Genomic DNA, 24,980 nt, shown 5'->3' on the forward strand with positions numbered 1-24,980 from the left:
CCGGAACAGCATCCACAACTCGTCCGGCACCAGCCGCTCAACGAGACCCGTCATGCACGGCTCAACGAACGATCACGCCATAAGAAACGACGTCTTAGTCCTCGTCGGCGCCCTCGCGGACCACGACCACCGTGCTCGCCGCGTACTGGACCACCTGCTGGCTCACCGAGCCGAGTAGGGCGCCCTTGAAGCCGCCGTAGCCCCGGGTGCCGACGACCGTCAGGTCCGCCTCCTTGGAGGCGTCCACGAGCACCTGGGCCGGGGAGCCCTGCTCGACCCGGCGGAAGACGGGGACGCCGGGGGAGGTGCCGACGGTCGCGGCCACGGTGTCCGCGAGGCGCTGACGGGCCGTCTCCTCGGCGCCGACCAGCTCCTCCGGGGTGCCGGTGCCCACGGCGAACGGGTTGGTGTTCCACTCCCAGCTCATGACGGCGTGCACGCGGCCGCCGATGGCCTTGGCCTGGGCGACGGCCCAGCGCAGGGCTTCCTTGGAGTGGTTCGAACCGTCGACGCCGACGACGATCAGAGGCTCGATGGTCTCACTCACGGTGGGTTCCTCTCGGTTCGTCCGGATGGTTCGCATCGTTCTGTCTTTCTCCTCTTGTATACACGGATGAGGGGGTTCGACCGCGAACGGCGACGATCGTTGCGGGCGCCGAAGACTTTGGAGGACAGCGCGCGGTGCCGGTGGCTTGCGAAGGTCTGGGTGTCAGCGAGATCGGCACGGCACGGCAAGGTACGGAGGAACGGACGTGGCACAGCGCAAGGGCTGTCTCATCGGCTGCGGGGTGGCGTTGGTGCTCGGCATCGCGGCTGTCGGGGCGCTCGTCTTCGGAGTCGGGAAGGTCGTGGACGCCGCGGGCAAGACCATGCTCGAACCCGGCGTCTACCAGTCCCTGAACGTCGGCGACCCGGAGGACGCGGTCCGCGCCAAGATGCCGTCGGGGGACAGCTTCATCAAGAACGCCCTGAAGGCGGGCGGCCCGGCCGAACCCGAGGGCAGCGTCTGCTCCTGGTACATGTCCGCCGAGGACAGTGGCGGGGAGACGGTGTACCGCTTCTGCTTCAAGGACGGAAAACTCGCCGAAAAGGTCGAGTACCGCATGAAGTAGGGGGAGCGACGGCCGCCCGGAGCCGCGCGAGCGCGGGGGAGAGCCGGACGGTGAGGCGGCCCGCCCGCAGCTCCGTCCCGGCCCGCGCGGCCCGGCTTCCGGGGGCGGTGCTCCGGCTGCCGGGCCACGCGCCGTGTGTCGTGCACCCGGCCGTCCGCGGCCGCGTACGCGACGCGTTTTGGCCGCGTGCCAGGTAAAGCGCATTAGTGCGCGGCCGCTTGTACCGCCGATAAGAAGTCAACGTCCGGCGCCCGACGGGCGTTGTTATGGAATCGATATCACCTTGGAGTCGCTTGCAACTAAAGCGCATTAGCGCTGGTCGCTGCGGTGTTGACCGGGACGCTTTCATCTGCCTGTGCGTCTGCCGTCGCCATTCGGGACCCACCGGTACCCGCCCATCCCGACTTCGGCCGCATTGACGCGATCTGGATTTGGGTTCAGCGTGGGCTGCGCGCTCCGGCAGTGAGGCCGGAACTCCCCCCGAAGGTGGCGACGATGACCCGTTCGAACGCGACCCGTACAGCCGTCGCCACGCTCGTGGCCGGTACCTTCCTCTCGGTCTCCGCCTGCGGAGTCGGCGGCGCCGCGGACGTGCCGGAGGGCAGGAGGACCGGCAAGGTCGCCGGCGAGATCACCTTCCGCACCCTCCAGCTCAAGCCCAAGTTCACGGCCTACGTACAGGGCGTCATCGACGCCTTCGAGGAGAAGTACCCCGAGGCGAAGGTCAGATGGGAGGACGTCCCCGGCGACGGCTACAACGAGAAGCTCGTCGCCGACGCCCAGGCGGGAGCCCTGCCCGACGTGGTCAACCTCTCCACCGACTCCTTCCAGCTCCTCGGCGACCGCGGCCTGCTCGCCGACGTCGCCGGGCTCGACCCCGAGGTCGCCCGGGAGTACGTCCCCGGGGCGTGGGAGCAGTTCAAGCTCCCGGGCAAGGGCGACGGGGTGTACGCCTACCCCTGGTACGTGACCCCGGAGATCCTCACGTACAACAAGGAGCTCTTCGAGAGGTCCGGCCTCGACCCGGCGCAGCCGCCGACCAGCGTCGAGCAGTTCTTCGACTACGCCGACAAGATCGCCGCCGCGTCCGGGGGCCGGTACTCCGCCTTCATGGCCGACCCCAAGGGCCGACTGCCCGGGGACTGGCAGAAGATGGGCGTACCGATCCTGAACGAGACGCAGGATCGTTTCGTCTTCGACACCCCCAAGGCCGTCGAGTGGGTCGGGCGGATGAAGGACCTGTACGCCAAGGGCGCGATGCCCAAGGAGTCCCTCCTCAAGTCCGACGACATCAACCAGCTCTACGGCGGCGGCAAACTCGTCTTCGGTCCCGGCTCCCCGGGCTTCGTCAAGGACATCAAGCAGAACGCCCCGCAGGTCTACGCCGGCACCCGGGTCGCCGGCGCCGTCACCGGCAGGCTCGGCCACATCGGCATCTACGCCCAGTCGCTCGGCATCAAGAAGGACACCAAGCACCTCGACGCGGCCGCCGAGTTCGCCAAGTGGGTCACCAACGGCCCCAACCAGGTGGAGTTCTCGAAGAACGCGACCATCTACCCGTCCAACGCCCGGGGCCTGGCCGATCCGCGCTTCGCCGACCGCGGTGACGGCAAGGACGCCGAGACGGTCGCCCGCGCGGTCGGCGCCGAACAGCTGAAGAGCGCCGCCCTCGACGCCAACACCCCGGTCCAGTGGACCAACCAGGTCGGCGACGCGGTCGTCCGCGAGATGCAGAAGGCGATCCAGGGCGAGCAGGACCCGCAGACGGCCGTACGCAAGGCCCAGGAGGAGGCGAACCAGCTGCTCGCCAAGTCGGCGCGGAAATGACCGCCGACGCCAGACGGCGCCGCAAGGCCCTCGCGGCCATGGAGGCCGAGACCGGGCTGGTCCACCGCCGGTGGTGGACCCCCTACCTCTTCCTCGCCCCCGGCCTGGTGATGGTGGCCCTCTTCAGCCTCTGGCCGTTCGTCAACACCGTCATCCTGTCCCTCACCGACGCCCGGATCCTGCGCGGCGGCACCTTCGTCGGCTTCGACAACTACACCCGGGCCTTCGCCGACCCCGACTTCTGGACCGCCGCGGGCAACAGCGTGCTCTACCTCGTGGTGGTCGTCCCCTGCCTGGTCCTGCTGCCGCTCGCCCTCGCCGTGCTCGTCCAGGCGAAGATCCCCGGCATCGGGTTCTTCCGCTCCGCCTTCTACACCCCGGTGATCGCCTCCGCCGTGGTCGTCGGCCTGATCTGGCAGTGGGTGCTGCGCAGCGACGGGCTCGTCAACACCGTGTTCCTGAGGCTGCGCATCGTGTCGGAGCCGGTCCCGTTCCTGACGGACAGCACCATGCTGCTGGTCTCCGCCATGATCGTGACCGTGTGGAAGGGCCTCGGCTACTACATGGTGTTCTACCTCGCCGCGCTCGGGAACGTGTCCCCCTCGCTCCACGAAGCGGCCGCGCTCGACGGCGCCGGCTCCGTACGCCGCTTCTTCAGCATCACCATCCCCCAGGTGAAGCCGATGATGCTGCTGGTGGGTACCCTGTCGGCCATTTCCGCGCTGCGCGTCTTCACCGAGATCTACATCCTGGGCGGCGAGAGCGGCGGCCCCGGCGGCGGCGCCCGTACGCTGCCCTTCCTCATCCGGCAGGTCGGCCTCGGCTTCTCCGGCGAGACCGGCTACGCCTCCGCCCTCTCGATCCTCCTGTTCCTGCTGACCCTGGTCTTCAGCCTGCTGGGCCGCCGCCTGTCGAAGGGGGACGAGAGTTGACCGCCCTCGCGCCCCGCGGGCGACTCGGGCGCGTCGTCCGGTACGCCACGCTGGTCCTGATGCTCGTCGTGATGCTCGGGCCGATCGTCTGGCAGTTCCTGACCTCGATCCGCGGCCGCACGGAGAACGTGTACGACGGCGTGCTGCCCGCGCGGCCCACCCTCGACAACTACCTGCTCGTCGCCGACTCGTTCCCGCTGCTCCAGTACGTGGGCAACACGCTGATCGTGGCCGCCCTCGCGATCACCTCGAACACGCTGTTCGCGGCGATGGGCGGATACGCGCTCTCCCGGGCCGGGTGGAAGGGCCGCAAGTCCGTCTTCACGGTGCTGGTGGCCACCCTCATGTTCCCCTTCGAGTCGGTGATGATCTCGATGTTCCTGACCGTCCGCGAGATGGGCCTGGTCGACACCCTCATCGGGGTGTGGCTGCCCGGCGCGGTCTCCGTCCTCAACATCATGGTCATGCGCTCGGCCTTCCTCGCCGTGCCCAAGGAGGTGGAGGAGTCCGCCGTCCTGGACGGCGCCGACGAGTGGACCCGGTTCACCCGGCTCTTCCTCCCCGCCGCCAAGGGCGCCCTGGCCGTCGTCTGCATCACCAGCTTCATGGGTGCCTGGGACGATTTCCTCTGGCCGCTCCTGGTCCTCACCAACAGCGACCACTACACCCTCCAGCTCGGCCTGAAGACCCTGGCGGGCGCCACCACCACCAACGACCAGCGGATCATCGCCGCCGGTGCGATGGCGGCGCTCCTGCCGATGATGCTGCTCTTCTTCGCCCTCCAGCGTTTCTTCTTCAAGGGAGTGGGCGAGGGAGCCGTCAAGACCTGAGCCCCGCCGCCGCACGACCTGCCGTCATACGAACCCTCCCTCCCTTGGAGCAGCCGTCATGCACGACGACCGCAGCATCACCGAACACCGCCTGCGCCGGGTCCTCAAGGAGCGCATCAAGCCGGCCGTCCACTCCCGCGCGGTCCCCCTGGCGATCGAGCGCTGGGAGGCACCGGGCGAGCCCGTGCCGGTCGCCGAGGGCCTGGCCGCTCCGTACGGACCCTGCGCGATCGGCGAGACGTGGGGCCCGGCCTGGGGCACCACCTGGTTCAAGGTCACGGGCACCGTCCCGGCCGCGTGGGCGGGCCGTACGGTCGAGGCCGTCCTCGACCTCGGCTTCGACCGGATGATGCCCGGATTCCAGTGCGAGGGACTCGTCCACCGGGCCGACGGCGGCGAGGTCAAGGCGCTGAACCCGTACAACGACTGGGTGCGCGTCGCCGACTCGGCGGCCGGCGGCGAGCAGGTCGAGTGGTACGTGGAGGCCGCCTCGAACCCCGTCCTGGTCGACCACAGCGCGACGTACGAGGGGGACCGGCAGACCAGCGGGGACCAGCCCCTCTACCGGCTCGCCCGGATGGACCTCGCCGTCTTCGAGACCGAGGTCTGGGAGCTCGTACAGGACCTGGAGGTCCTCCACGACCTGATGACGCAGCTCGGCGAGGCCGACGCGCGCCGGTACGAGATCCTGCGCGCGATCGACTCCGCCCTCGACGCGGTGGACCTCGGCGACGTCCCCGGGACGGCCGGCGCCGCCCGCGCGCGCCTGACCGGGGTGCTGGCGGCCCCCGCCCGCGCCTCCGCCCACCGGATCAGCGCGGTCGGCCACGCCCACATCGACTCCGCCTGGCTGTGGCCGCTGCGCGAGACCGTCCGCAAGGTCTCCCGGACCGCGTCCAACGTGGTCGGGCTGATGGACACGCACCCCGAGTTCGTCTTCGCCATGTCGCAGGCCCAGCAGCTGGACTGGATCAAGACCCACCGGCCCGAGCTCTTCGAGCGGATCAAGAAGAAGATCGCGGACGGGCAGTTCGTGCCCGTCGGCGGGATGTGGGTGGAGTCCGACACCAACATGGTGGGCGGCGAGGCGATGGCCCGTCAGTTCCTTTACGGGAAGAAGTTCTTCCTGGACGAGTTCGGCATCGAGACCCACAACGTCTGGCTGCCCGACTCCTTCGGGTACACCGCCGCGATGCCGCAGATCGTGAAGCTCTCCGGCTCGAAGTGGTTCCTCACCCAGAAGATCTGCTGGTCGCAGGTGAACGCGTTCCCCCACCACACCTTCTGGTGGGAGGGCATCGACGGCACCCGCGTCTTCACCCACTTCCCGCCCGTGGACACCTACAACAGCGACCTGGGCGGCGCGCAGTTGGCGCACGCCGCATCCAACTACCGGGAGAAGGGGCGGGGTTCCCGCTCGCTGGTGCCCTTCGGCTGGGGAGACGGCGGCGGCGGTCCCACCCGCGAGCACCTGGCCCGCGCCCGGCGCCAGCGCGACCTCGAAGGCTCCCCGCGCGTGGAGATCGAGCGGCCCGACGCCTTCTTCGAGAAGGCGCACGCCGAGTACGCGGACGCGCCCGTCTGGGCCGGAGAGCTGTACCTGGAGCTGCACCGCGGCACGTACACCTCGCAGGCCAAGACCAAGCAGGGCAACCGGCACAGTGAATCGCTGCTGCGCGAGGCCGAGTTGTGGGCGGCGAGCGCCGCGGTCCGGGTGCCGGGGTACGGGTATCCGTACGAGGACCTGGAGCGGATCTGGAAGACCGTGCTGCTCCACCAGTTCCACGACATCCTCCCCGGATCGTCCATCGCCTGGGTGCACCGCGAGGCGCGCGCGACGTACGCGCGGGTACGGGAGGAACTGCGCGGGATCACGCTGGCCGCCCAGACCGCCCTGGCCGGGGAGGGCGCCGAGGAGCTGGTCTTCAACTGCGCCCCGCACGCCCGGCGGGGCATCCCGGCGGGCGGCGCGGGGCTGCCGCGGGCGGCTGCCGGGCAGCAGCGGGTCACGGTGGAGGAGCGGCACGGCGGCGGACACGTCCTCGCCAACGGGCGGCTGCTGGTGGAGATCGACGGGCGCGGGCTGATCGTGTCGGCGTACGACCTGGAGGCGCGGCGGGAGGCGCTGGCCCCTGGGCAGGCGGCGAACCTGCTCCAGATCCACCCCGACTTCCCGAACATGTGGGACGCGTGGGACATCGACGCGTTCTACCGCAACAGCGTGACCGACCTGGTGGAGCTGGACGGGCTGGAGGTGGCGGAGGCCGGCCCGGACGCGGTGACGGTCCGGGTCTCCCGCTCCTTCGGCCGCTCGGCGGCGGTCCAGTCGATCACGCTGCGGGCGGGGGCCAAGACGGTGGACATGACCACGGAGGTGGACTGGCACGAGACGGAGAAGTTCCTGAAGGCCGCCTTCCCGCTCGACGTGAAGGCCGAACGGTCCGCCTCGGAGACCCAGTTCGGGCACGTGTACCGGGCGACCCACACCAACACCTCGTGGGAGGCGGCCAAGTTCGAGATCTGCGCGCACCGGTGGATCCACGTGGAGGAGCCGGGCTGGGGCACGGCGATCCTCAACGACTCCACGTACGGCCACGACGTGACCCGCGACGTGCGGCCGGACGGGGGCCAGACCACCACGGTCCGCCTCTCGCTCCTGCGGGCCCCGCGCTATCCGGACCCGGAGACCGACCAGGGCGGCCACGTCCTGCGGTTCTCCCTCGCACCGGGCGCGGAGATCGCGGACGCGGTCCGCGAGGGCCACGCGCTGAACCTCCCGGAGCGGGTGGTCCGCGGGGCGGCCCCGGTGGCCCCGCTGCTGGCCGTGGACAACGACGCGGTGGTGGTCGAGGCGGTCAAACTGGCCGAGGACCGCAGCGGCGACGTGATCGTCCGCCTCTACGAGTCCCGCGGCGGCCGCGCCGCGGCCCGCCTGACGGCGGATTTCCGGATCGCCGAGGCGACGGAGACCGACCTCCTGGAACGGCCCCTGCCGGGACCCGCGGTCTCCGCTCCCGCGGCGGACGGCGCGGTCGCCCTCACCCTGCGCCCCTTCCAGATCGTCACGGTCCGGCTTCGTCGGGCCTGACCGGTCGCGGGTGGCGGAATCCGGCCTGCGCGGGCCCGGGCTCCGCCGCCCGGTCCTCCGCGAGGAAGTCCGTCACCGTCCGCGTGAACTCCCCGGGCGCCGCGGCGTGGATCAGGTGGCCGTACGGGAGGGTGATCAGGCGGGCGTCCGGGATGCGGGCGGCGATCTCGTCGAAGGAAGCCGCCGCGAGGTGGCTCGCGGGGCCGCCGTGGATGACGAGGGTGCGGGCGGTGATCCGTCCCAGGGCGGTCAGCCACGCCGGATCCGGGCGGTCCAGCTCCGGCCTGACGGCGAGCACCATCGCCCAGTCGAAGTCCGTCTCCCCCTCGGGCCGTACGGGGGCGGCGGCCGCGCGGGGGAGCGGCGCGGGGGCGTCCTCCAGGACGAGCCGGCCGATCCGGTGCGGCTGCTCCGCCGCGACCAGGTACGCGACCACGCCGCCCAGCGAGTGACCGACCAGGTCGACGCGGCGCAGCCCCAGGGCGTCGAGGAAGCCGAGGACGTCGTCCCGCATCAGCTCCACCGAGTAACGGGCCGGCCGCCCGCTCAGACCGTGCCCGCGCAGGTCGAGGGCGTACACCCGCCGGTCGCGCGCGAGTGCGTCCCGTACGAGGGCCCAGTCCTCGGCGCGCTCGCCCAGTGCGTGCAGCAGCACCACCGGCGGGGCGTCGCCCGAGGTGCCCGCCACTTGGTACGCCAGCCGGAATCCGTCCACGGTCACGGTGAGGTGTTCTGCCATCCGGCCGAGCGTACGCGCCGGCGCACGGGGCGACGTGAACGAGGTCCTGACGGTGGCGTATGTTCCTGGCGGCCCGCCCGCGTCGGCGGGCCTTTTCCTGGCCCTCGACGGCACCCGGGACACGGATCCGTGGGGGCGGCTGCTCGCGATGGCCACCAGCCTGACGCTGCTGGCGACGCTCCCCACGGCCGTGGTGTTCGTCGTCTGGTTCCACCGGGTCCGGGTGAACGCGGGAGTCTTCGCCCCCAGCTCTTCCGCCGGGGCCCGGGCTGGGCGATCGGGATCTGGTTCATCCCCTTCGTGGGCTGGACCTTCCTCGCGTACGGGATCGCCACCGGCGTGTGGGCGGCCGGCGCGCCGAAGTCCTCTCGCGCCGCCGCGCCCCTCTCGGCGGCCCCCGTCACCGCCTGGTCCGTCTCCTTCGGCGCGGCGATGCTCGCCTCGCTGGTCTCCGGCCGGATGGGCGCCGCCGCCGAGACGCAGGCCGGGCTGCCCGCCGCCGAGCTGGTCGCCATGGCCTCCGACCTGCTCTTCGTCGTGGCGGCGGGCTTCGCCGTCGTCTTCGTACGGAAGGTCTCGGCCATGCAGGCGCGGGCGTGAACTCCGCCACTTGGTTATGCACCTAGTTGCACAATCGGGCCCTCCTCGCCTAGAACAGGTTCATCACCCCCGCGCGAGGAGGCGCCCCACATGAGTTCCCAGAGCCGGTACCCGCACCTGCTGAGCCCCCTGGACCTCGGCTTCACCACGCTGCCGAACCGCGTGATCATGGGGTCGATGCACACCGGCCTCGAAGAGCACCAGGGCGGCTTCGAGCGGCTCGCCGCCTTCTACGCCGAGCGCGCCCGAGGCGGCGCCGGCCTGATCGTCACCGGCGGCATCGCCCCGAACGACGCCGGCCGCCCCTTCGAGGGCGGATCCCGCCTCACCACCGAGGACGAGGCCGCCGAGCACCGGGTGATCACCGAGGCCGTGCACGCCGAGGGCGGGAAGATCGCGATGCAGATCCTCCACTTCGGCCGCTACGCCTACCACAAGGACCTGGTCGCCCCCACGGCCCTCCAGGCCCCCATCAGCCCCTTCGTCCCCAACGAGCTCAGCGACATCGAGGTCGAGCGCACCGTCGAGGACTTCGTCCGCGCCGCCCGCCTCGCCAAGCTCGCCGGCTACGACGGCGTCGAGATCATGGGCTCCGAGGGCTACCTGATCAACGAGTTCATCGCCGCCGCCACCAACAAGCGCACCGACCGCTGGGGCGGGGCGTACGAGAACCGCATGCGCTTCCCGCTGGAGATCGTCCGGCGCACCCGCGCGGCCGTGGGCGAGGACTTCATCCTCATCTACCGCCTCTCCATGCTCGACCTGATCCCCGGCGGCTCCACCCTCGACGAGGTCGTCCGCCTCGCCAAGGAGATCGAGGCGGCCGGCGCCACCATCATCAACACCGGCATCGGCTGGCACGAGGCCCGCATCCCCACCATCGCCACCTCCGTCCCGCGCGGCGCCTACACCTGGGTCACCAAGCGGCTGATGGGCGCGGTCTCCGTTCCCCTCGTCACCAGCAACCGCATCAACACCCCCGAGATCGCCGAGGAACTGCTCGCCGACGGCCGCGCCGACCTCGTCTCGCTGGCCCGCCCCTTCCTCGCCGACGCCGACTTCGTCGCCAAGGCCGCGGCCGGCCGCTCCGAGACCATCAACACCTGCATCGGCTGCAACCAGGCCTGCCTCGACCACACCTTCAGCGGCAAGATCACCAGCTGCCTCGTCAACCCGCGGGCCTGCCACGAGACCGAACTCGTCCTCTCGCCCACGCAGTTGAAGAAGCGCGTCGCCGTCGTAGGCGCCGGCCCGGCCGGCCTCGCCTGCGCCGTCTCCGCCGCCGAACGCGGCCACGCCGTCACCCTCTTCGAGGCCTCCGGCCACATCGGCGGACAGCTCGACATCGCCCGCCGCATCCCGGGCAAGGAGGAGTTCGAGGAGACCATCCGCTACTTCGGCACCCAGCTCGCGGCCCGCGCCGTCGACGTCCGGCTCAACACCCGCGCCGACGTCTCGACCCTCGAGGGCTACGACGAGGTCGTCATCGCCACCGGCGTCACCCCCCGCACCCCCGACATCGAGGGCGTCGACCACGCCAACGTCGTCAGCTACCTCGACGTCCTGCGCGACGGCGCCCCGGTCGGCGAGCGCGTGGCCGTCGTCGGCGCCGGCGGCATCGGCTTCGACGTCGCCGAGTTCCTCACCGACAGCGGCGAGGGCGCCTCGCAGGACCCCGAGACGTACTTCCGCCACTGGGGTGTCGACACCGCCTACGCCGGCCCCGGCGGGCTCACCGCCCCCGAGCGGCCCGTGCCCCCGCGCCGGGTCCACCTCCTCCAGCGCAAGACCACCAAGGTCGGCGCAAACCTCGGCACCACCACCGGCTGGATCCACCGCGCGGAGCTCAAGCACCGCGGTGTCGTCTCGGTCGCGGGCGCGACGTACGACCGGATCGACGACGAGGGCCTGCACATCACGGTCGGCGGCGAGCAGCGGCTCGTCCCCGCCGACACGGTGGTGCTCTGCACCGGCCAGGAGCCGCGCCGCGACCTGTACGAGGCCCTGCTCGCGGCGGGCGCCCGGCCGCACCTGATCGGTGGCGCGGATGTGGCCGCCGAGCTGGACGCCAAGCGGGCGATCCGCCAGGGTACGGAACTGGCGGCAACCCTCTGACCGGTCCGGGAGTCACGATGTTCACGTTCGACAGCAGCGACGGCACCACCGTGACCGTGCACACGTGGCTCCCCGGCCCCCGTCCCGGCGACGGATCGGCCGGCCCCGAGCCGCGGGCGATCGTCCTGATCGCCCACGGCATGGGCGAACACGCCCTGCGGTACGCCCCGTTGGCAGGTGAGCTGGCGTCCCGCGGCTACGCCGTCTACGCGCCCGACCACCGGGGCCACGGTCTGACGATGAACGCCGGGCCCGGCGTGCTCGGCGAGAACGGCTGGCAGCTGCTGGTCGACGACCTCGCCGCGCTCTCCGAGACGGTCCGCGGACTGCACCCCGGCATGCCGCTGGTGCTGCTCGGCCACAGCCTCGGCTCCTTCGCCGCGCAGCACTACCTGCTCGACTGGCCCGAGCACGCCGACGCCGTCGCGCTGTACGGCACCACCGCCGTGGACCGGATGTTCCTGCGCGTCGCGGAGGCCGGCGCGGATCCGCTCGCCGCCTTCAACGCGCCGTTCGAGCCCGCCCGTACGCCCGCGGACTGGCTCAGCCGGGACGAGGCGCAGGTCGACGCCTACCTCGCCGATCCACTCTGCGGCTTCGCCATCGACGACCGGGCCATGGGGGAGCTGTACGAGGCCGCCTCGACCAGGTTCCACGATCCGGCCGGCGCCCCGCCCGCCGTCCCGCTGTACGTGGCGGTCGGCTCGGCGGATCCCCTCAACTACGGGCTGGAGCTCAGCGATCTGGTGGTCGAGCGCTACCGCGCGGCCGGCCATCCCGACGTCGAGTACCGCACCTACGAGGACGCCCGCCACGAGCTGTTCAACGAGACGGACCGGGACCGGGTCGTCGCCGACCTGCTCGGCTGGCTGGAACGCGTGGTGGGCTGAAGGGTGTTGTGGCGGCCGGGGCCGGGGCGCCACAATCTGCGGGTGACCTTGACACCCGCAGACGCAGACAAGATCCTCGCCGACAACTTCGCCCCCTGGGTGCTCGCCCTCGGGCTGACCGTCCAGGAGACGGGCGAGCGGCACGCCGTCCTGCGGCTGCCCTGGTCCGAGGCGCTGGCCCGGGACGGCGGCGGCCTGTCCGGCCAGGCCCTGATGGCGGCCGCCGACACCGCGACCGTCATCGCGATCTCCGCGGCGCGCGGGGCGTACGGACCGATGACCACCGTCCAGCAGTCGACCAGCTTCCAGCGGCCGGTGGTCGGTGCGGACGTGCTGATCGGCGTCCGGGTGACCAAGCTCGGCAAGCGCATGGCCTTCGCCGACATCACGATGACCCCCGAGGGCGCCGAGGAGCCGTCCGCGACGGCGTCGACGGTCTACGCCCTCCTGGGCTGAGCCGGGTGCCGGTGCCCCTCGACCAGCCCTCGCTCTGGCGCAACCGCGACTTCAACGTCTTCTGGCTCGGCCAGGCGCTCTCCGTCCTCGGCGGGTCGATCTCGCTGCTCGCCCTGCCCCTGCTGGTCCTCGAAGCCACCGGTTCCGTGGTCCAGATGGGCCTGATCACGGTGATCTCGGGGGTCGGCACCATCGTGACCGGCCTGCTCGCCGGGTACGTGGTGGACCGGACGGACCGGCGCCGCCTGATGATCGCCTGCGATCTCGCACGGGCTCTGCTGATGGGCGCGGTCCCGTTCGTCTGGCTGGTGGCCGGGCCGCGGATCTGGCTGCTGTACCTGGTGACGGCGCTGGTCACCGTCCTGAAGACGCTCTTCGACGTGGCCTACGTGACGGCGGTGCCGAACCTGGTGCCCGCCGAGCACCTGACGGCCGCCAACGGACGGCTGACGGCGGCCTTCGCCTTCGGGACGCTGTGCGGGCCGGCGGCGGCCGGGTTCATCGCCGCCGGGGTCGGCGCGGACTGGGCCCTGGGCGTGGACGGGGCGACCTTCCTGGTCTCGGCCGCGAGCCTGCGGTGGGTGGCCTTCGGGCGGGACGGGGCCGGCGACTCACGGGAGCCTCGGCCGCAGTCCGGGAAGCTGCGCGAGGTGTTCGTCGAGATGTTCGTCGACGGGGTCCGCTTCCTGTGGGCCCACCCCGTGCTCCGCGCGCTGACCGTGCTGCTCACCCTGCTGACCTTCGTCACCATGGGCGCCACCGACCTGCTGGTCTTCCGGATCCAGGAGGAGCTCGGGCACGGCAAGGCCACCGTCGGCCTCGTCATCGCCCTGAGCGGGCTGGGCGTGGTCGGCGCGGCCCTCGCCGCCGCGCCGCTGCGCCGGACGCTGGGCTTCGGCGTCTGCTGGCTGGGCTCGGTCGCACTGATCGGCTGCGCGGTGGTGGTGACCGGCGTGAGCCGGAGCCTGCCGGTGATCGCCGTGGCGGCCGCCGTGTTCATGTTCGGACTGACCCTCGGCGCCGTCTGCTCCCTGACCTTGCGCCAGGAGGTGACCCCGGATGCGCTGCTCGGACGGGTCACCTCCGCCTTCTGGACCGTGCACGGCGCCTCCGGCCCGGTGGGCGCGGCCGTCCTCACCCTGCTGGCCGGCCGGCACGGGGTACCCGCGGTCAGTGTGGGAGCCGGGGTGTTCTGCCTGCTCATCGTCGGGGCGGGGCTGCTGACGCCGCTGCGCGGGAGCCGGATCGGGGCCTCGGCCCCGGACGGGGCCGGGGCGCGGGACGCGCCCGGCAGACCCAGGCGCCCCTCGCGCCGGTGAGCGCGCGCACAGGGTGCCGGTCTGCGATCGTGGATCGTGGATCGTGGGGGAGCGTACGGAGGAGCAGGGATGTCCGGACAGTTCGAGTCGACCGTCGAGATCGACCGGCCCGTCTCAGAGGTCTTCGCCTACCTGGCCGACGGCCGCAACGACCCGCAGTTCAGTCCGAGGGTCCAGGAGATCAGCAAGACGCCCGACGGCCCGACCGGTGTGGGCACGGTCTTCCGCAGCACGGTGAAGGACGCCGGGATGAAGACCGGCCGCGAGTTCCGCATCACCGGGTTCGAGCCGGAGAAGCTGATCCGCTGGACGGAGCAGAGCAAGAACCTGGTCACGGCCGAGGGCGGGTACGACTTCGAAGCCCTCCCCGGCGGGCACACCCGGGTCCGCATCTTCAACACCCTCGAAGGGCACGGACTGGGGAAGCTGCTGGTGGGCCTCGCGCTGAGCGCGGCCCGCAAGGACGCGCCCGACTTCGGCCGCCGGATCAAGGCCGCCGCGGAGGCGGCCTGACCGGCGGCCGAAGCCTGCGGGGTCAGAACCTCCCGTCGCTCAGGACCGGGAAGCGCTGCGGGGACTGCGGGGCGATCTCGGAGCGGCGCTCCTGCACGCCCGGGGCGGTGCGGCAGGTCACGTCCTCGGCGGGCAGCCTGCCCGTCGCCAGGTAGGAGTTGACCGAGGCGTTGGCGCAGGAGTTCGGGTCGGCGAGGTACACGCCGTGGCCCTCACCGCCCAGCGCGAGCACCATCCGCGAGCCCTTCAGCGCCTTGTGCAGGCCCTGGCCGCTGACCAGCGGGGTCTGGGAGTCCCACTCGTTCTGCACGGTCAGCACGTTCGTCTTCGTCTTCATGGCCGTCGGCGGCTCGATCGGCCGCTGCCAGTAGGCGCACGGCTTGATGTTGGACGCGAAGTCCCCGTACAGCGGGTACTTCGCCTTGTCCTTGGCGGCCTCCCGCGCGTACTGCTCCGGGTAGCGGGGCCATTCCGTGTCCCCGCACACCACGGACCAGAAGACGGCCGTGCCGTTGTCCGAGGCCGGCTCGGCGGTCGGCTTCAGCAGCCTGCGCTGGGGCTCGGTCGGCTGGACGGGCTTGCCGTCGGCCGCGTCCTTCAGCAGCTTGACCAGGGGAGCCGCCTGCGAGGGGTAGAAGAACAGGCCCCGCGCGGTGCGGATGTCGTCGCCCGTGAGCTTCGTACCCTCGAACTCGATCGGCTCCTTGTCGGCCCGGGCCACCAGGTCCCAGAAGGTCTTGGAGACCGCGTCCGGGGTGTCGCCGAGCCCGTAGTCGGCCGAGCGCTCGGCCGTCCACTGCGTCCACCGCTTGAAGGCGGGCTCCGCCTCGGTCGCCCACACCTGGATCATGCCCCGCCAGATGCGCTGCGGGTCCACTCCGCTGTCCAGCACGAAGCGGTCGCTGCGGTCCGGGAACATCTGCGTGTACACCGCGCCGAGGTACGTCCCGTAGGAGTAGCCGACGTACGAGATCTTCTTCTCGCCCAGCGCGGCGCGGATCGCGTCCATGTCGCGCGCGGTGTTGCGGGTGGTGACGAACGGCAGGATCGAGCCGGACTTCTCCCGGCACTTGTCCGCGACCGAACGCGCCCAGTCCACGTCCGCCGGGAACGTCTCCTCCTTGTACGGCCGGTCGATGCTCTGCTCGGCGTCGGTCAGCCCGCAGGTGATGGGTGTGGACGCGCCGACGCCGCGGGGGTCGAAACCGATCAGGTCGTACTGGTCGCGCACGTCCTTCGGCATCAACTCGTTCATCATCAGAGGCAGATCGAGCCCCCCGCCGCCCGGGCCGCCCGGGTTGAGCAGCATGGCGCCGTGCCGCTTGGCCGGGTTCTCGCTCTTGATCCGCGATATCGCGAGGTCGATCGTGCGCCCCTGCGGGCGCCGGTAGTCGAGCGGGACCTTGATGGTCGCGCACTCGTACGACGCGGGCTGATCGGCGCTGCAGCGCTGCCACGCCGGCTTCTGCGGGGTGTACTCCGCGGCCGGGGCGGCCGAGGCCTGCGTCGCGGAGAGCAGCGGGATGGTGGTCGCGATGAGACCGGCGGTGGCGAGCATGGGTGCGAGGCGTTTCATGTTCACGAAGAGCCGTTTCCTTCCGTGAATGCGATGGCCTCACCACCCTGTTGTACGGAGGCACCCGGGCGAATCATCCCGAAGGGCCGGTCCGTATGCGTCTCACGAACGAGCTCAAATCCGGACAAGTGGCCGACACGCCACAGGAATTGACGTCACGGCGGATACGGGGCCGGAAGGGTCAGGCCCCGCCGGTGACGCGCTCGATGGCGACCATCGCCGCGTCGTCGCCCAGGCTGCCGCCCGGGGAGTGCGCCAGCAGATCCGCGCACAGGTGGCGCAGCAGCGCGTCGGGGCCGTCCCCCGGCCAGTCGGCGGCCCGCTCCGGCAGCGGGTAGAAGGCGCCCGAGGCATCGCGGGCCTCGATCACGCCGTCCGTGTAGAGCAGGATCACGTCGCCCGGCTCGAAGGAGAAGGTCTGCGGGGCGAAGCCGGTGTCCACGTACCGCGTCAGGCCCAGCGGCGGCGCCGGGTGGTCCACCTCAAGGGGGATGGCCCGTCCTCCTCGCAGCAGCAGCGGTGGCGGGTGTCCGCAGCTGACGAGCCGAAGGGTCATCTCCCGATCGGGGATGTCCAGCACCGCCGCGGTGGTGAACGCCTCGCCGGGTTCGCCGGCCGGCTCGCCCGTGCCGTCCGGGTCCGCGGCCACGGCGGCCTCCAGGTAGGCGACGAGCGCCGGCAGGTCCGCCTCCTGGTGGGCGGCGGCCCGGAAGGCGCCGAGCACCAGGGCGGCGTCCCCGACCGCCTCCAAGCCCTTGCCGCGGACGTCGCCGATGATCAGCCGGGTGCCGTGCGGGGTGCGGGTCGCGGCGTACAGGTCCCCGCCGATCTGGGCCTCGGCCTCCGCGGCCAGGTAGACGGAGGCCAGGAGCAGCGGGCCCATCCGGTCGCGCAGCGGCCGCAGGACCACCTCCTGGGCGGCCTCGGCGACCGAGCGCAGCTGGATCAGCTGTTTCTCGTGGACCTCGCGCAGATGCGCGAAGAGGGTGACGAAGATCGAGATCAGGACCAGCGCGATGATCTGGAAGGTGTGGTTCAGGTCGGTGGCGGTGGTGCGCATCAAGGCCACCGACACCTGGGCCGCGACCGCCACCGCCCCGACGAAGCCCGTCATCCGGGGCCCGGCGAAGGAGGCGGTGAGGGCCGGGGCCGCGACCAGGAACGGACCCAGGTGGACATCGGGCGGCGCCAGGACGTCGACCACCGTGACGGCCGCGATCAGCGCGAAGGGGACCGCCAGCAGGGGCAGGCGCGGTTCGCCGACGTGGCGGTGGCTCGGATGCGGCGGCCGGTGGTCCATGACTCCTGAATACACCGCGCGTATTGTTCGCGCGCACCGGCCGCGCTCCGTCGTACGGCCGTATCGGGGGGCGGCTGCGCTGCCGGTCCGGGGGAGTGGGGGGAGGATGGGAGCACCCCGGGCGCGGGCCCGGGGCGCGGAGACCGAGCGGGCCGATGCACCGCCCCTGCGGCAGCGGACGGGAAGGAGCGGCCGGCATGACCACGGCGGACGCCTCCCCGGCCGAACCGGACCACCCGGGGCCGGGCCACCCGGGCCACCCGGGGCCGGACCACCCGGGCCACCCGGGGCCGGACCACCCGGGCCACCCGCGCCCGGAGCGCCCGGACCCGGAGCGCCCACGCCCGCCCGCCGAGCAGGGCGGCCCGGAGTCCTCCGGCGGCCTCTCCGTCGACCCCGCCACCGGGCCCGGCATCCTGGACGTGCTCGGCGTCGCGGGGGTGGTCCTGGACGCGCAGGGGCGGATCGCGCTGTGGAGCCCGCAGGCCGAGGAGCTGTTCGGCTACACCGCGAGCGACGCGCTCGGCCGGTTCGCGGCGCAGCTGCTCGTCGACGAACAGAACCTGGCCACGGTCCTGTCCCTCTTCGAAGAGGTGATGGCCGGCACGGGCTCCTGGGCCGGGGCGTTCCCGGTACGGCACAAGGACGGCACCACCCGCCTGGCGGAATTCCGCAACATGCGGCTGGAGGACATCGAGGGGCGGCGCTACGCCCTCGGCATCGTCTCGGACCAGGCCACCCTGCGCCGCGTGGAACGCGACCTGGCCCTGTCGATGCGGCTGGTCGCGCAGTCCCCGATCGGTCTGGCCGTCCTGGACACCGAGCTGCGCTACGTCCTCGTCAACCCGGCCCTGGAGCGGATCAACGGGCTGCCCGCCGCCGGGCACATGGGCCGCCACGTCCACGAGGCCCTGCCGCATGTGGACACCGCGTCCATCGAGTCGGCCATGCGCGAGGTCCTGACCACCGGCCGCCCGCAGCTGAACCGGTTCACCACCGGCCGCACGGCCGCGGACCCCGACGAGGACCACGCCTGGTCGCTCTCCCTCTACCGGCTCGAGGACCCGGCCGGGCGGCCGCTCGGGGTCGCCGCCTCCATCGTCGACGTCACCGAACAGCACAAGACCTCGACGGCCGTCTCCCTCGCCCGCCAGCGGCTCGCCCTGATCGCCGACGCCTCCGTACGCATCGGCACCACCCTCGACCTCTGGGTCACCGCGCGCGAGCTCGGGGACATCGCCGTGCCGCAGCTCGCCGACCTCGCCACGGTCGACGTCCTCGACGCCGTCCTGACGGGCGAGCACCCGCCCGGGGCCCCGACGGACGAGACGGTCCAGTTCCGCGCCCTCGCCGTCAAGGCGGCCCGACCGACCCCCGCCACCCTCGCGGCCGACCCGGTCGGCTCGATCGCCCGGTACGACACCACCCGGGTGGTCACCCAGTGCGTACGGGCCGCCCGCCCCGTGCTCGTGGCGGAGGTCACCGAGGCCGAGCTGCCCAGTGTCGCGCGCGATGCCGATGCCGCCTCCCTGCTCGCCGCGGCCGGGCTCCACTCGTACCTGGCGGTGCCGCTGATCGCCCGCGGCGAGGTCATCGGCGCCCTCGGCCTCCAGCGCACCGACAATCCGCTGCCGTTCGACCACGACGACGTCCTGCTCGCCAGCGAACTCGCGGCCCGCGCCGCCGTCTGCATCGACAACGCCCGCTGGTACCAGAACCAGCGGCGCGCCGCCCTCGCCCTGCAGCGCCACCTGCTGCCCCACCACCCCACCCCGACCCCGGGCCTGGAGATCGCCTACCGCTACCAGCCCGCCGAGGCGGCCGGCGAGGTCGGCGGGGACTGGTTCGACGTCATCCCGCTGCCCGACGACAAGACCGCCCTGGTCGTCGGGGACGTCATGGGCAGCGGCATCAACGCCGCCGCGACCATGGGCCAACTGCGCACCGCGGCCCGCACCCTGGCGGAGCTCGACCTCGACCCCGCCACCGTCCTGACCCGGCTCGACCACACCGCCACCGGGCTCGGGCACACCATGGCCACCTGCGTGATCGCCGTCTACGACCCGCACCGGGGCCGCTGCCGCATCGCGACGGCCGGTCACCTGCCGCCCGTACGGACGAGTCCGGGGAAGTCGCCCGAGCTCCTCGACCTGCCGACCGGCGCGCCCCTGGGGGTCGGCGGGGTGCCCTTCGAGGCCACCGCGCTGGATCTGGACGTGGGCGACCAGCTCGTCCTCTACACCGACGGGCTCGTCGAAACCCGCGACGAGGACATCGACATCCGGCTGCAGGCGCTCACGGCCCTGCTCCACGACCCCGCCCGTCCCCTCGAGGAGACCTGCGACCTGCTGCTGGCCGAACTGCGCCAGCCGGAAGGCCGTGACGACGTGGCCCTGCTCGTGGCTCGCACCCGGCCCGTGTCCGAGACGCCCCAGAGCTAGGGCTCGCGAACGGTACCAGCCTTTCGGGGCGTTGCCCGGATGTTTGTCCATTCGTGATGGTCCTTCCAAACAGGCACCACAACTGGCACTAGCGTCCCGTGGCACCCGGGGAGCGCGGGTGCATTGGACACGGGCAACTGCCGGAGCCCGAGCCGGCGCACCCCCTCCCGGTCCACGCAGCAAGGAGGCACAGTGCCGTCTTTCCGTCGGTCGTCCGTCGGCAGCATGTCGGTGGCATCGAGACACGTGATGGCAACCGGCGTCGTCATCGGCGCCCTCGCCTTCACCCTGATCGCGTTGCTGATCCCCGTGCAGAAGTTCGGCGGGGGGAACGCCTCGGCCACCACCACCTTGGCGGCCGACGACGACGGCGCCGGGATCCTGAGCACGGCCTTCGGTCCGCTCACCCCGCAGGACCGGGACTTCGTCCGCAAGGTGCGGCTCGCCGGCCTGTGGGAGCTGCCCGCGGGGCGGCAGGCCATGCAGCGCAGCCAGCGGCCCGCGATCCGCACCGCGGGCATGCACCTCGTCGAAGGCCACACCGAACTGGACCGAAGGGTCCTGGAGGTGGGGCAGGCCCTCGGCATGGAGCTTCCCAGCCAGCCCAGCGCGCAGCAGCAGGGCTGGCTCGACCAGCTGGACAAGGCCCAAGGCCCCCAGTACGAGCAGCTGTTCATCCAGCTGCTGCGCAGGGCGCACGGCAAGGTGTTCCAGCTGGTGGCACAAATCCGCGCGCAGACCCGCAACTCCCAGGTCCGGGCTCTGGCCACGGACGCCAACAGCACCGTCCTGGACCACATCTCGGTCCTCGAGGCCAGCGGGCTGGTCGACTTCGACGGCCTCGCGGACACCCCGCCCGGCACCCCCTCCGGGCCCGCCCCCGCCCCCGCCTCCTCAACCCTTTCCCGACCGAAGAAGTGAAGTGATCGCATGAGCCAAAAGGGCCACAAACGCCGGCTGCGGCCGAAGCACAAGATCCTCGCCGCGATGTCCGCCCTCGTCCTGGGCGGCGGCGGGGTCGTGATCGTCGCCCAGGGCGCCTTCGCGGGGCAGGACTCCCGTACGGCCCCCGTGACCGCCACCATCGACTGCCCGGACGTCGGCGACAAGCTCGAGAACGTCCCCGACCAGGTCCGCGGCGAGGTGGACGCGAACCTCGCGAAGCTCGACACCCAGGTCGCCGACGCCTATCAGCAGCTCTCCTCGGGCCGGGCCAAGGGCAAGGCCCTGCTGGGCGGACTGAAGCAGCAGCGCGACACGACCATCGGCAACCTCTCCGACACGCTCGGGAAGGCGGGCCAGAAGCCCGCCGGACTGCAGGGGCTCAGTGCGTGCGTGATGAAGGAGGCGGCGGCCGCCGACCCGGCGGACGAGCCGGCCCCGGCGAACGCCGCCGACGGCGCGGCGAAGCAGGGCGCGCCCCAGCAACAGCAGCAACAGCAGCAGCAACAACAGCAGCAGGCCAAGGGTGGTCCGGCGCGCAGCGACTTCGTCGCCATCAACACCGTGAAGCCCAACGTGCGCAAGCCCGCGGCCCGCGGCGGCGCCTCCACCGGATCGTTCGCCGTGCAGTGCGGGCGCAACGAGAACGGCCACTTCAACCCCGACAACGTCATCGTCGCGCCCGGTGTGAGCAACGGCGCCCACCACATGCACGACTACGTCGGCAACAAGACCACCGACGCCTTCTCCACCAACAACAGCCTCGCCCAGTCCGGGACCACCTGCACCAACGGCGACCAGTCCACCTACTACTGGCCCGTGCTGCGACTGCGCGACGGCAAGGCGGAGAAGGACGCCAAGGCGCCCGGCGGCGGCCAGGACGCCAACGTCGGCACGATCCTGAAGCCGAAGCAGGTGACCATCGAGTTCAAGGGCAGCCCCGTGAGCAAGGTCGCGGCGATGCCCCGCTTCATGCGGATCATCACCGGCGACGCCAAGGCCCTCACCAACGGCAACGCCAACGCCAACGCGTCGTGGAGCTGCACCGGCTTCGAGAACCGGCAGCTGAAGGACAAGTACCCGGTGTGCCCCAAGGGCAGTGACGTCGTACGGACGTTCAACTTCCAGAGCTGCTGGGACGGCAAGAACATCGACAGCGCCAACCACCGCACCCACGTGGCCTTCGCCGACAACAACGGCAACTGCAAGAAGGGCTTCAAGGCCATCCCGCAGCTGGTCCAGCGGATCGTCTACAGCGTGCCCCCCGGCTCCCGGTTCGCGGTGGACAGCTTCCCCGAGCAGCTCCACAAGCCGGTGACCGACCACGGAGACTTCATCAACGTCATGTCGAACGGCCTGATGGCCGGCGCGGTGCGCTGCATCAACGACGGGCGCGCCTGCCGCTGAGGACTTCGGGGCGACGCCCCCCTCCCACCTCCCCCCGCGTCGCCCCGAGAGCGGTGCCGGTCCGAAGCCGACTTCGGGCCGGCACCGCGTACGCGTTTGTGCCACCGCCCGAAGGGGCCCGCGTCCGGGCCCTGAGACCCATACGAGGAGTGCCATGTCCGGCTCTCGTCACACCACCCCTCCCGAAACCGAAACCCGAGCCGCAACCCGAGCGGAGCCCGAGCCCGAGCCCGAACCCGAGCCCCCTTCGGGTCCCGAGCCCCCGTCCGGTCCCGAGCCCTCGGACGCGGACCTCATCCGGCGGCTCAGGGCGGCCTACGCGGCCGGCGACGGCGGTCCGGCCGTCTGTGAACTTCTCTACCGGCGGCACAGTGCCGCCGCTTTCGCATGTGCGCGCCGTTGTTCCCGGGCCCCGCAGGATGCCGAGGACCTCGTCTCCGAGGCGTTCATCCGCACCCTCCAGGCCGTCCGCTCCGGAGCCGGGCCGCGGGACCACTGGCGCCCGTACCTCCTGTCGGTGGTCCGCCGCACCGCGGTCGAGTGGCGGGACTGCGCCGGCCGGACCGTCCTGACGTCCGACATCGAGGCCTGGTGCCGGCCCGGTCCCGACGGGGACGACCCCCAGCGCAGGCTGCTGGACAGCGAGGACCGCCGGCTCGTCGCCCGCTCCTTCCAGACCCTGCCCGAACGCTGGAAGGCCGTCCTCTGGCACACCCTCGTCGAGGACGACTGCCCGCACCCCGTGCCCCTGCTGCTCGGCATCACACCGAGCGCGGTGACCTCGCTGGCCTTCCGGGCCCGCGAGGGCCTGCGCGAGGCGTACCTGCGGGCCCATCTGGACACGGCCGCCGACGCCCGGTGCCGCCACTACGGCAGCCTGCTCGGGGCGGTGATCCGGCGCCGCGGGAACACGCCGCGCGGCCGCGGTCTCGCCCGGCACCTGGCGGCCTGCCGGTCCTGCTCCCGTGCGTACGCCGAACTGCTGGACCTCAACGCCGCGCTGCGGGCCGGGGCGGCGTCCGCGGTACCCGCGGGGCTCCAGCCGGTGTAGGCCGGCGGATCCGTGCCACCCGCCAGACCCGCGGCACACGGCGGACCCGCGGCACACGGCGGCCCCGGTCCCTCTGCTCCGCGGGGGCGGGAGGGGACCGGGGCCGAATCCGTGTGTACGGGGGGAGGGTTGGGGGTCGGGGGGTTCGAGGGTTCGAGGGGCAGGGGGTGAAAGCAGGGTGGACCGGAGGTCAGAGGCCGTTGACGCGGGCCATGCGCCCGACGCCGCCGAGAGGCCGGAAGTCGGTGGTGGCGACGCGCACCTTGCGGCCGATCCGCGAGTTCTGGCGGCGTACCTGAGCCATCAGACGCCGGCTGCGCAGGGCCATTTCGAGCTCGAACCGGGTCCGCGGATCGCGCAGGCCGGGGCCGAAGAGCTTTTCCAGCTGCCGCATGCGGTAGCGCACGGTCTGGGGGTGGACGCTCAGCGCCTTCGCGGCCTCGGGGGCGCCGCCGCCCTCCAGCCAGGCCAGCAGGGTCACTTCGAGCCGCTCGCTCTGGCGCGGGGTCAGATTGGCCAGCGGGCGCAGCCAGCGTGCGGCCAGCGCGTGCGCCAAGGGCTCGTCCTGGAGCAGCAGGAGGGTGGAGAGGTGGTCGTCGACGAAGAGGGCCCGTGCCTCCAGACCGGGGCGGTTGGGGGTCAGGGACAGCAGTCGCAGGGCCCACCGCAGGGAGGAAGCGGTGTCGCGGGGGGCGACGGGGTGGCCCACCGCGGCGAACCGGCCGCGCAGCAGGGCCTCCAGCGAGGCCCGGGTCTCCGGGTCCGGGCTCGGGACGAGCAGGCAGGGCTGGCCGCCGACCATTCCGGCGAGCCCGTCGTCGAGGGCGGCCGCCAGCTGCTGGGTCTCGCCGGGGGTGGCGAGGGCGATGGCGCGGATCTCGGCCGGGAGCGGCCAGTCGGCCGCGGCGGCCAGTTCGGAGAGGGCAATTTCAGCCATGGGCATGTCACTCGTGAGCGCGGAGAACAGCTCGCGCCTGGCCCGTTCGGAGCGGGTCCCCAGTCCCTCGCGGGGGACGACGGTCAGGGGGGACAACTGCCCTCGCTGGCGGGGGACCCGGATGCCGGCCGGCGGACCGCGGTGTTCCTCATCCTCTTCCTCCTCCTCTTCTTCCTGGTCCGGGTGGTCGTGCTCGGCCGCGTAGTCCTCCTCTTCCTCATCCTCGTCGGGGTGGGCGTGCTCCGCGGCCTTGTTCTTTTGCTGCGGCGCGGGTTCGCGGTACCCGAGGGCGGTGAGCAGGGCCACTTCGAGCCGCTGTCTGACCACCTCCTCGTCGAGCTCGTCGACGAGGGCGGAGAACCCGGGGAGCTCCTCCCTCAGCTCCTCCACCATCCCCGCGGTCAGCGCGGGGAGTTCCCTTCGCAGGACCCGGGTCCATTCGCCTCGGGGACGGGCCCAGATGCGGTTCAGAAGTTCGCACATTGTTACCTCGTTCATGCCGGGGTACGGCCTGCCCCGTGGGAGGGTGACAAGCCTGTCGAGGTCGCCTTCCTCCCCCCTCTGCGCCAGTGCGGACGGGGGAGTCGAGCACCTCGTACACCCTCCAGGAGAGTGCCATCCACTTGCAGTCCCGCGGCTTTGCCTGAGCTTTGCCGTCGGGGAGGTGTGGTGGCGGACAAGGCGTAACTCCTGTTGCCACCGCACCGTTGGAAGGGAATCTTCCGGGGCTGTTCGGTGCGACGATGCCACGCGCGCCAGAACTTGTCACGATTAGATAAATACTGTGGAGGCGTTGCGAAGGTCCACGATGCTTCTGCACTCCGGCCCCCGCTCCCGGCCGGTGGGACCTCATCTCCCGCCCGCCGCGGAGCAGTTCCGTCGACTACCCCGGGCGCCGAGTGCGC

General features: G+C 71.9%; 20 protein-coding genes. 15 read left to right on the top strand and 5 right to left on the bottom strand.

The features are described from left to right. Positions 1-94 precede the first annotated feature (94 nt). Positions 95-547 carry a universal stress protein gene (locus ACFYZS_RS06795; protein WP_389007574.1) on the bottom strand — a complete coding sequence of 151 codons (453 nt, stop codon included), beginning with the start codon at positions 545-547 and terminating at the stop codon, positions 95-97. A gap of 205 nt (positions 548-752) precedes the next feature. Between ACFYZS_RS06795 and ACFYZS_RS06800 the strand changes: the two genes are divergently transcribed. The 5 genes from ACFYZS_RS06800 (at position 753) to ACFYZS_RS06820 (ending at position 7,789) form a co-directional block, all read left to right on the top strand. Beyond that, entirely contained in the window at positions 753-1,112 is a 360-nt protein-coding gene (locus tag ACFYZS_RS06800) for a hypothetical protein (protein WP_389007576.1), read from the top strand. Positions 1,113-1,607: 495 nt separating this feature from the next. Further along, on the top strand, positions 1,608-2,939 hold the full coding sequence (locus ACFYZS_RS06805) for an ABC transporter substrate-binding protein (protein ID WP_389007577.1): 1,332 nt from the start codon (positions 1,608-1,610) through the stop codon (positions 2,937-2,939). Beyond that, the gene (locus tag ACFYZS_RS06810; protein WP_389007579.1) at positions 2,936-3,871 is read left to right on the top strand and encodes a carbohydrate ABC transporter permease; all 936 of its coding nucleotides are present in this window, start codon (positions 2,936-2,938) and stop codon (positions 3,869-3,871) included. The genes ACFYZS_RS06805 and ACFYZS_RS06810 overlap by 4 nt, the downstream gene beginning before the upstream one ends. Continuing rightward, entirely contained in the window at positions 3,868-4,701 is an 834-nt protein-coding gene (locus ACFYZS_RS06815; RefSeq protein ID WP_389007581.1) for a carbohydrate ABC transporter permease, read from the top strand. Before ACFYZS_RS06810 ends, ACFYZS_RS06815 begins: the two co-directional genes overlap by 4 nt. Positions 4,702-4,759: 58 nt before the next feature. Further along, positions 4,760-7,789, top strand: coding sequence for an alpha-mannosidase (locus ACFYZS_RS06820; protein WP_389007582.1), 3,030 nt, complete (start codon positions 4,760-4,762; stop codon positions 7,787-7,789). Here ACFYZS_RS06820 and ACFYZS_RS06825 read toward each other — a convergent pair. Continuing rightward, on the bottom strand, positions 7,764-8,528 hold the full coding sequence (locus ACFYZS_RS06825) for an alpha/beta fold hydrolase (protein WP_389007584.1): 765 nt from the start codon (positions 8,526-8,528) through the stop codon (positions 7,764-7,766). The genes ACFYZS_RS06820 and ACFYZS_RS06825 overlap by 26 nt on opposite strands. 129 nt (positions 8,529-8,657) lie before the next feature. Between ACFYZS_RS06825 and ACFYZS_RS06830 the strand changes: the two genes are divergently transcribed. The 6 genes from ACFYZS_RS06830 (at position 8,658) to ACFYZS_RS06855 (ending at position 14,421) form a co-directional block, all read left to right on the top strand. Next, positions 8,658-9,128 (top strand): DUF4328 domain-containing protein, encoded by a 471-nt coding sequence (locus tag ACFYZS_RS06830; protein ID WP_389007586.1) that lies wholly within the window; start codon positions 8,658-8,660, stop codon positions 9,126-9,128. 90 nt (positions 9,129-9,218) lie between these two features. After that, a complete protein-coding gene (locus ACFYZS_RS06835) occupies positions 9,219-11,243 on the top strand; it encodes an FAD-dependent oxidoreductase (protein WP_389007588.1) in 2,025 nt (674 codons plus the stop codon). Between the two features lie 17 nt (positions 11,244-11,260). Continuing rightward, positions 11,261-12,133 carry an alpha/beta fold hydrolase gene (locus tag ACFYZS_RS06840; protein ID WP_389007590.1) on the top strand — a complete coding sequence of 291 codons (873 nt, stop codon included), beginning with the start codon at positions 11,261-11,263 and terminating at the stop codon, positions 12,131-12,133. A gap of 42 nt (positions 12,134-12,175) precedes the next feature. Next, positions 12,176-12,589 carry a PaaI family thioesterase gene (locus tag ACFYZS_RS06845; protein ID WP_030161150.1) on the top strand — a complete coding sequence of 138 codons (414 nt, stop codon included), beginning with the start codon at positions 12,176-12,178 and terminating at the stop codon, positions 12,587-12,589. Positions 12,590-12,594: 5 nt separating this feature from the next. After that, on the top strand, positions 12,595-13,908 hold the full coding sequence (locus tag ACFYZS_RS06850) for an MFS transporter (protein WP_389007592.1): 1,314 nt from the start codon (positions 12,595-12,597) through the stop codon (positions 13,906-13,908). Positions 13,909-13,977: 69 nt separating this feature from the next. Continuing rightward, positions 13,978-14,421 carry an SRPBCC family protein gene (locus tag ACFYZS_RS06855; protein ID WP_389007593.1) on the top strand — a complete coding sequence of 148 codons (444 nt, stop codon included), beginning with the start codon at positions 13,978-13,980 and terminating at the stop codon, positions 14,419-14,421. A gap of 22 nt (positions 14,422-14,443) precedes the next feature. Here the strand turns inward: ACFYZS_RS06855 and ACFYZS_RS06860 are convergent, their stop codons facing one another. Together ACFYZS_RS06860 and ACFYZS_RS06865 are read right to left on the bottom strand one after the other, a co-directional pair. Continuing rightward, positions 14,444-15,997, bottom strand: coding sequence for an alpha/beta hydrolase (locus ACFYZS_RS06860; protein WP_389008776.1), 1,554 nt, complete (start codon positions 15,995-15,997; stop codon positions 14,444-14,446). A gap of 181 nt (positions 15,998-16,178) precedes the next feature. Then, positions 16,179-17,297 (bottom strand): PP2C family protein-serine/threonine phosphatase, encoded by a 1,119-nt coding sequence (locus ACFYZS_RS06865; protein ID WP_389007595.1) that lies wholly within the window; start codon positions 17,295-17,297, stop codon positions 16,179-16,181. A 197-nt stretch (positions 17,298-17,494) separates the two neighbouring features. Here ACFYZS_RS06865 and ACFYZS_RS06870 point away from each other — a divergent pair, with 197 nt between their 5' ends. From ACFYZS_RS06870 to ACFYZS_RS06885, 4 genes are all read left to right on the top strand, one after another. Next, positions 17,495-19,738, top strand: a complete 2,244-nt coding sequence (locus ACFYZS_RS06870) for a SpoIIE family protein phosphatase (RefSeq protein ID WP_389007596.1) — start codon at positions 17,495-17,497, stop codon at positions 19,736-19,738. Positions 19,739-19,987: 249 nt separating this feature from the next. Continuing rightward, complete coding sequence (locus ACFYZS_RS06875; RefSeq protein ID WP_389007598.1) at positions 19,988-20,659, top strand: DUF4142 domain-containing protein; 672 nt, start codon at positions 19,988-19,990, stop codon at positions 20,657-20,659. A gap of 9 nt (positions 20,660-20,668) precedes the next feature. Next, entirely contained in the window at positions 20,669-22,087 is a 1,419-nt protein-coding gene (locus tag ACFYZS_RS06880; protein ID WP_389007600.1) for a DUF1996 domain-containing protein, read from the top strand. Positions 22,088-22,241: 154 nt separating this feature from the next. After that, positions 22,242-23,138, top strand: coding sequence for an RNA polymerase sigma factor (locus ACFYZS_RS06885; RefSeq protein WP_389007601.1), 897 nt, complete (start codon positions 22,242-22,244; stop codon positions 23,136-23,138). A 190-nt stretch (positions 23,139-23,328) separates the two neighbouring features. On the opposite strand, the gene ACFYZS_RS06890 is transcribed toward ACFYZS_RS06885, so the two are convergent. Continuing rightward, the gene (locus tag ACFYZS_RS06890) at positions 23,329-24,558 is read right to left on the bottom strand and encodes a PucR family transcriptional regulator (RefSeq protein WP_389007603.1); all 1,230 of its coding nucleotides are present in this window, start codon (positions 24,556-24,558) and stop codon (positions 23,329-23,331) included. Between the last annotated feature and the right edge of the window lie 422 nt (positions 24,559-24,980).

Source organism: Streptomyces sp. NPDC001903, assembly GCF_042891345.1.
Taxonomy (GTDB): Bacteria; Actinomycetota; Actinomycetes; order Streptomycetales; family Streptomycetaceae; genus Streptomyces.

Bases quoted from the DNA above. Each gene is read 5' to 3' on its own strand.
- ACFYZS_RS06805 (WP_389007577.1), top strand. From the start codon at position 1,608: ATGACCCGTTCGAACGCGACCCGTACAGCCGTCGCCACGCTCGTGGCC.
- ACFYZS_RS06810 (WP_389007579.1), top strand. From the start codon at position 2,936: ATGACCGCCGACGCCAGACGGCGCCGCAAGGCCCTCGCGGCCATGGAG.
- ACFYZS_RS06820 (WP_389007582.1), top strand. From the start codon at position 4,760: ATGCACGACGACCGCAGCATCACCGAACACCGCCTGCGCCGGGTCCTC.
- ACFYZS_RS06825 (WP_389007584.1), bottom strand. From the start codon at position 8,528: ATGGCAGAACACCTCACCGTGACCGTGGACGGATTCCGGCTGGCGTAC.
- ACFYZS_RS06835 (WP_389007588.1), top strand. From the start codon at position 9,219: ATGAGTTCCCAGAGCCGGTACCCGCACCTGCTGAGCCCCCTGGACCTC.
- ACFYZS_RS06840 (WP_389007590.1), top strand. From the start codon at position 11,261: ATGTTCACGTTCGACAGCAGCGACGGCACCACCGTGACCGTGCACACG.
- ACFYZS_RS06855 (WP_389007593.1), top strand. From the start codon at position 13,978: ATGTCCGGACAGTTCGAGTCGACCGTCGAGATCGACCGGCCCGTCTCA.
- ACFYZS_RS06860 (WP_389008776.1), bottom strand. From the start codon at position 15,997: ATGAAACGCCTCGCACCCATGCTCGCCACCGCCGGTCTCATCGCGACC.
- ACFYZS_RS06865 (WP_389007595.1), bottom strand. From the start codon at position 17,297: ATGGACCACCGGCCGCCGCATCCGAGCCACCGCCACGTCGGCGAACCG.
- ACFYZS_RS06870 (WP_389007596.1), top strand. From the start codon at position 17,495: ATGACCACGGCGGACGCCTCCCCGGCCGAACCGGACCACCCGGGGCCG.
- ACFYZS_RS06875 (WP_389007598.1), top strand. From the start codon at position 19,988: ATGGCAACCGGCGTCGTCATCGGCGCCCTCGCCTTCACCCTGATCGCG.
- ACFYZS_RS06880 (WP_389007600.1), top strand. From the start codon at position 20,669: ATGAGCCAAAAGGGCCACAAACGCCGGCTGCGGCCGAAGCACAAGATC.
- ACFYZS_RS06885 (WP_389007601.1), top strand. From the start codon at position 22,242: ATGTCCGGCTCTCGTCACACCACCCCTCCCGAAACCGAAACCCGAGCC.
- ACFYZS_RS06890 (WP_389007603.1), bottom strand. From the start codon at position 24,558: ATGTGCGAACTTCTGAACCGCATCTGGGCCCGTCCCCGAGGCGAATGG.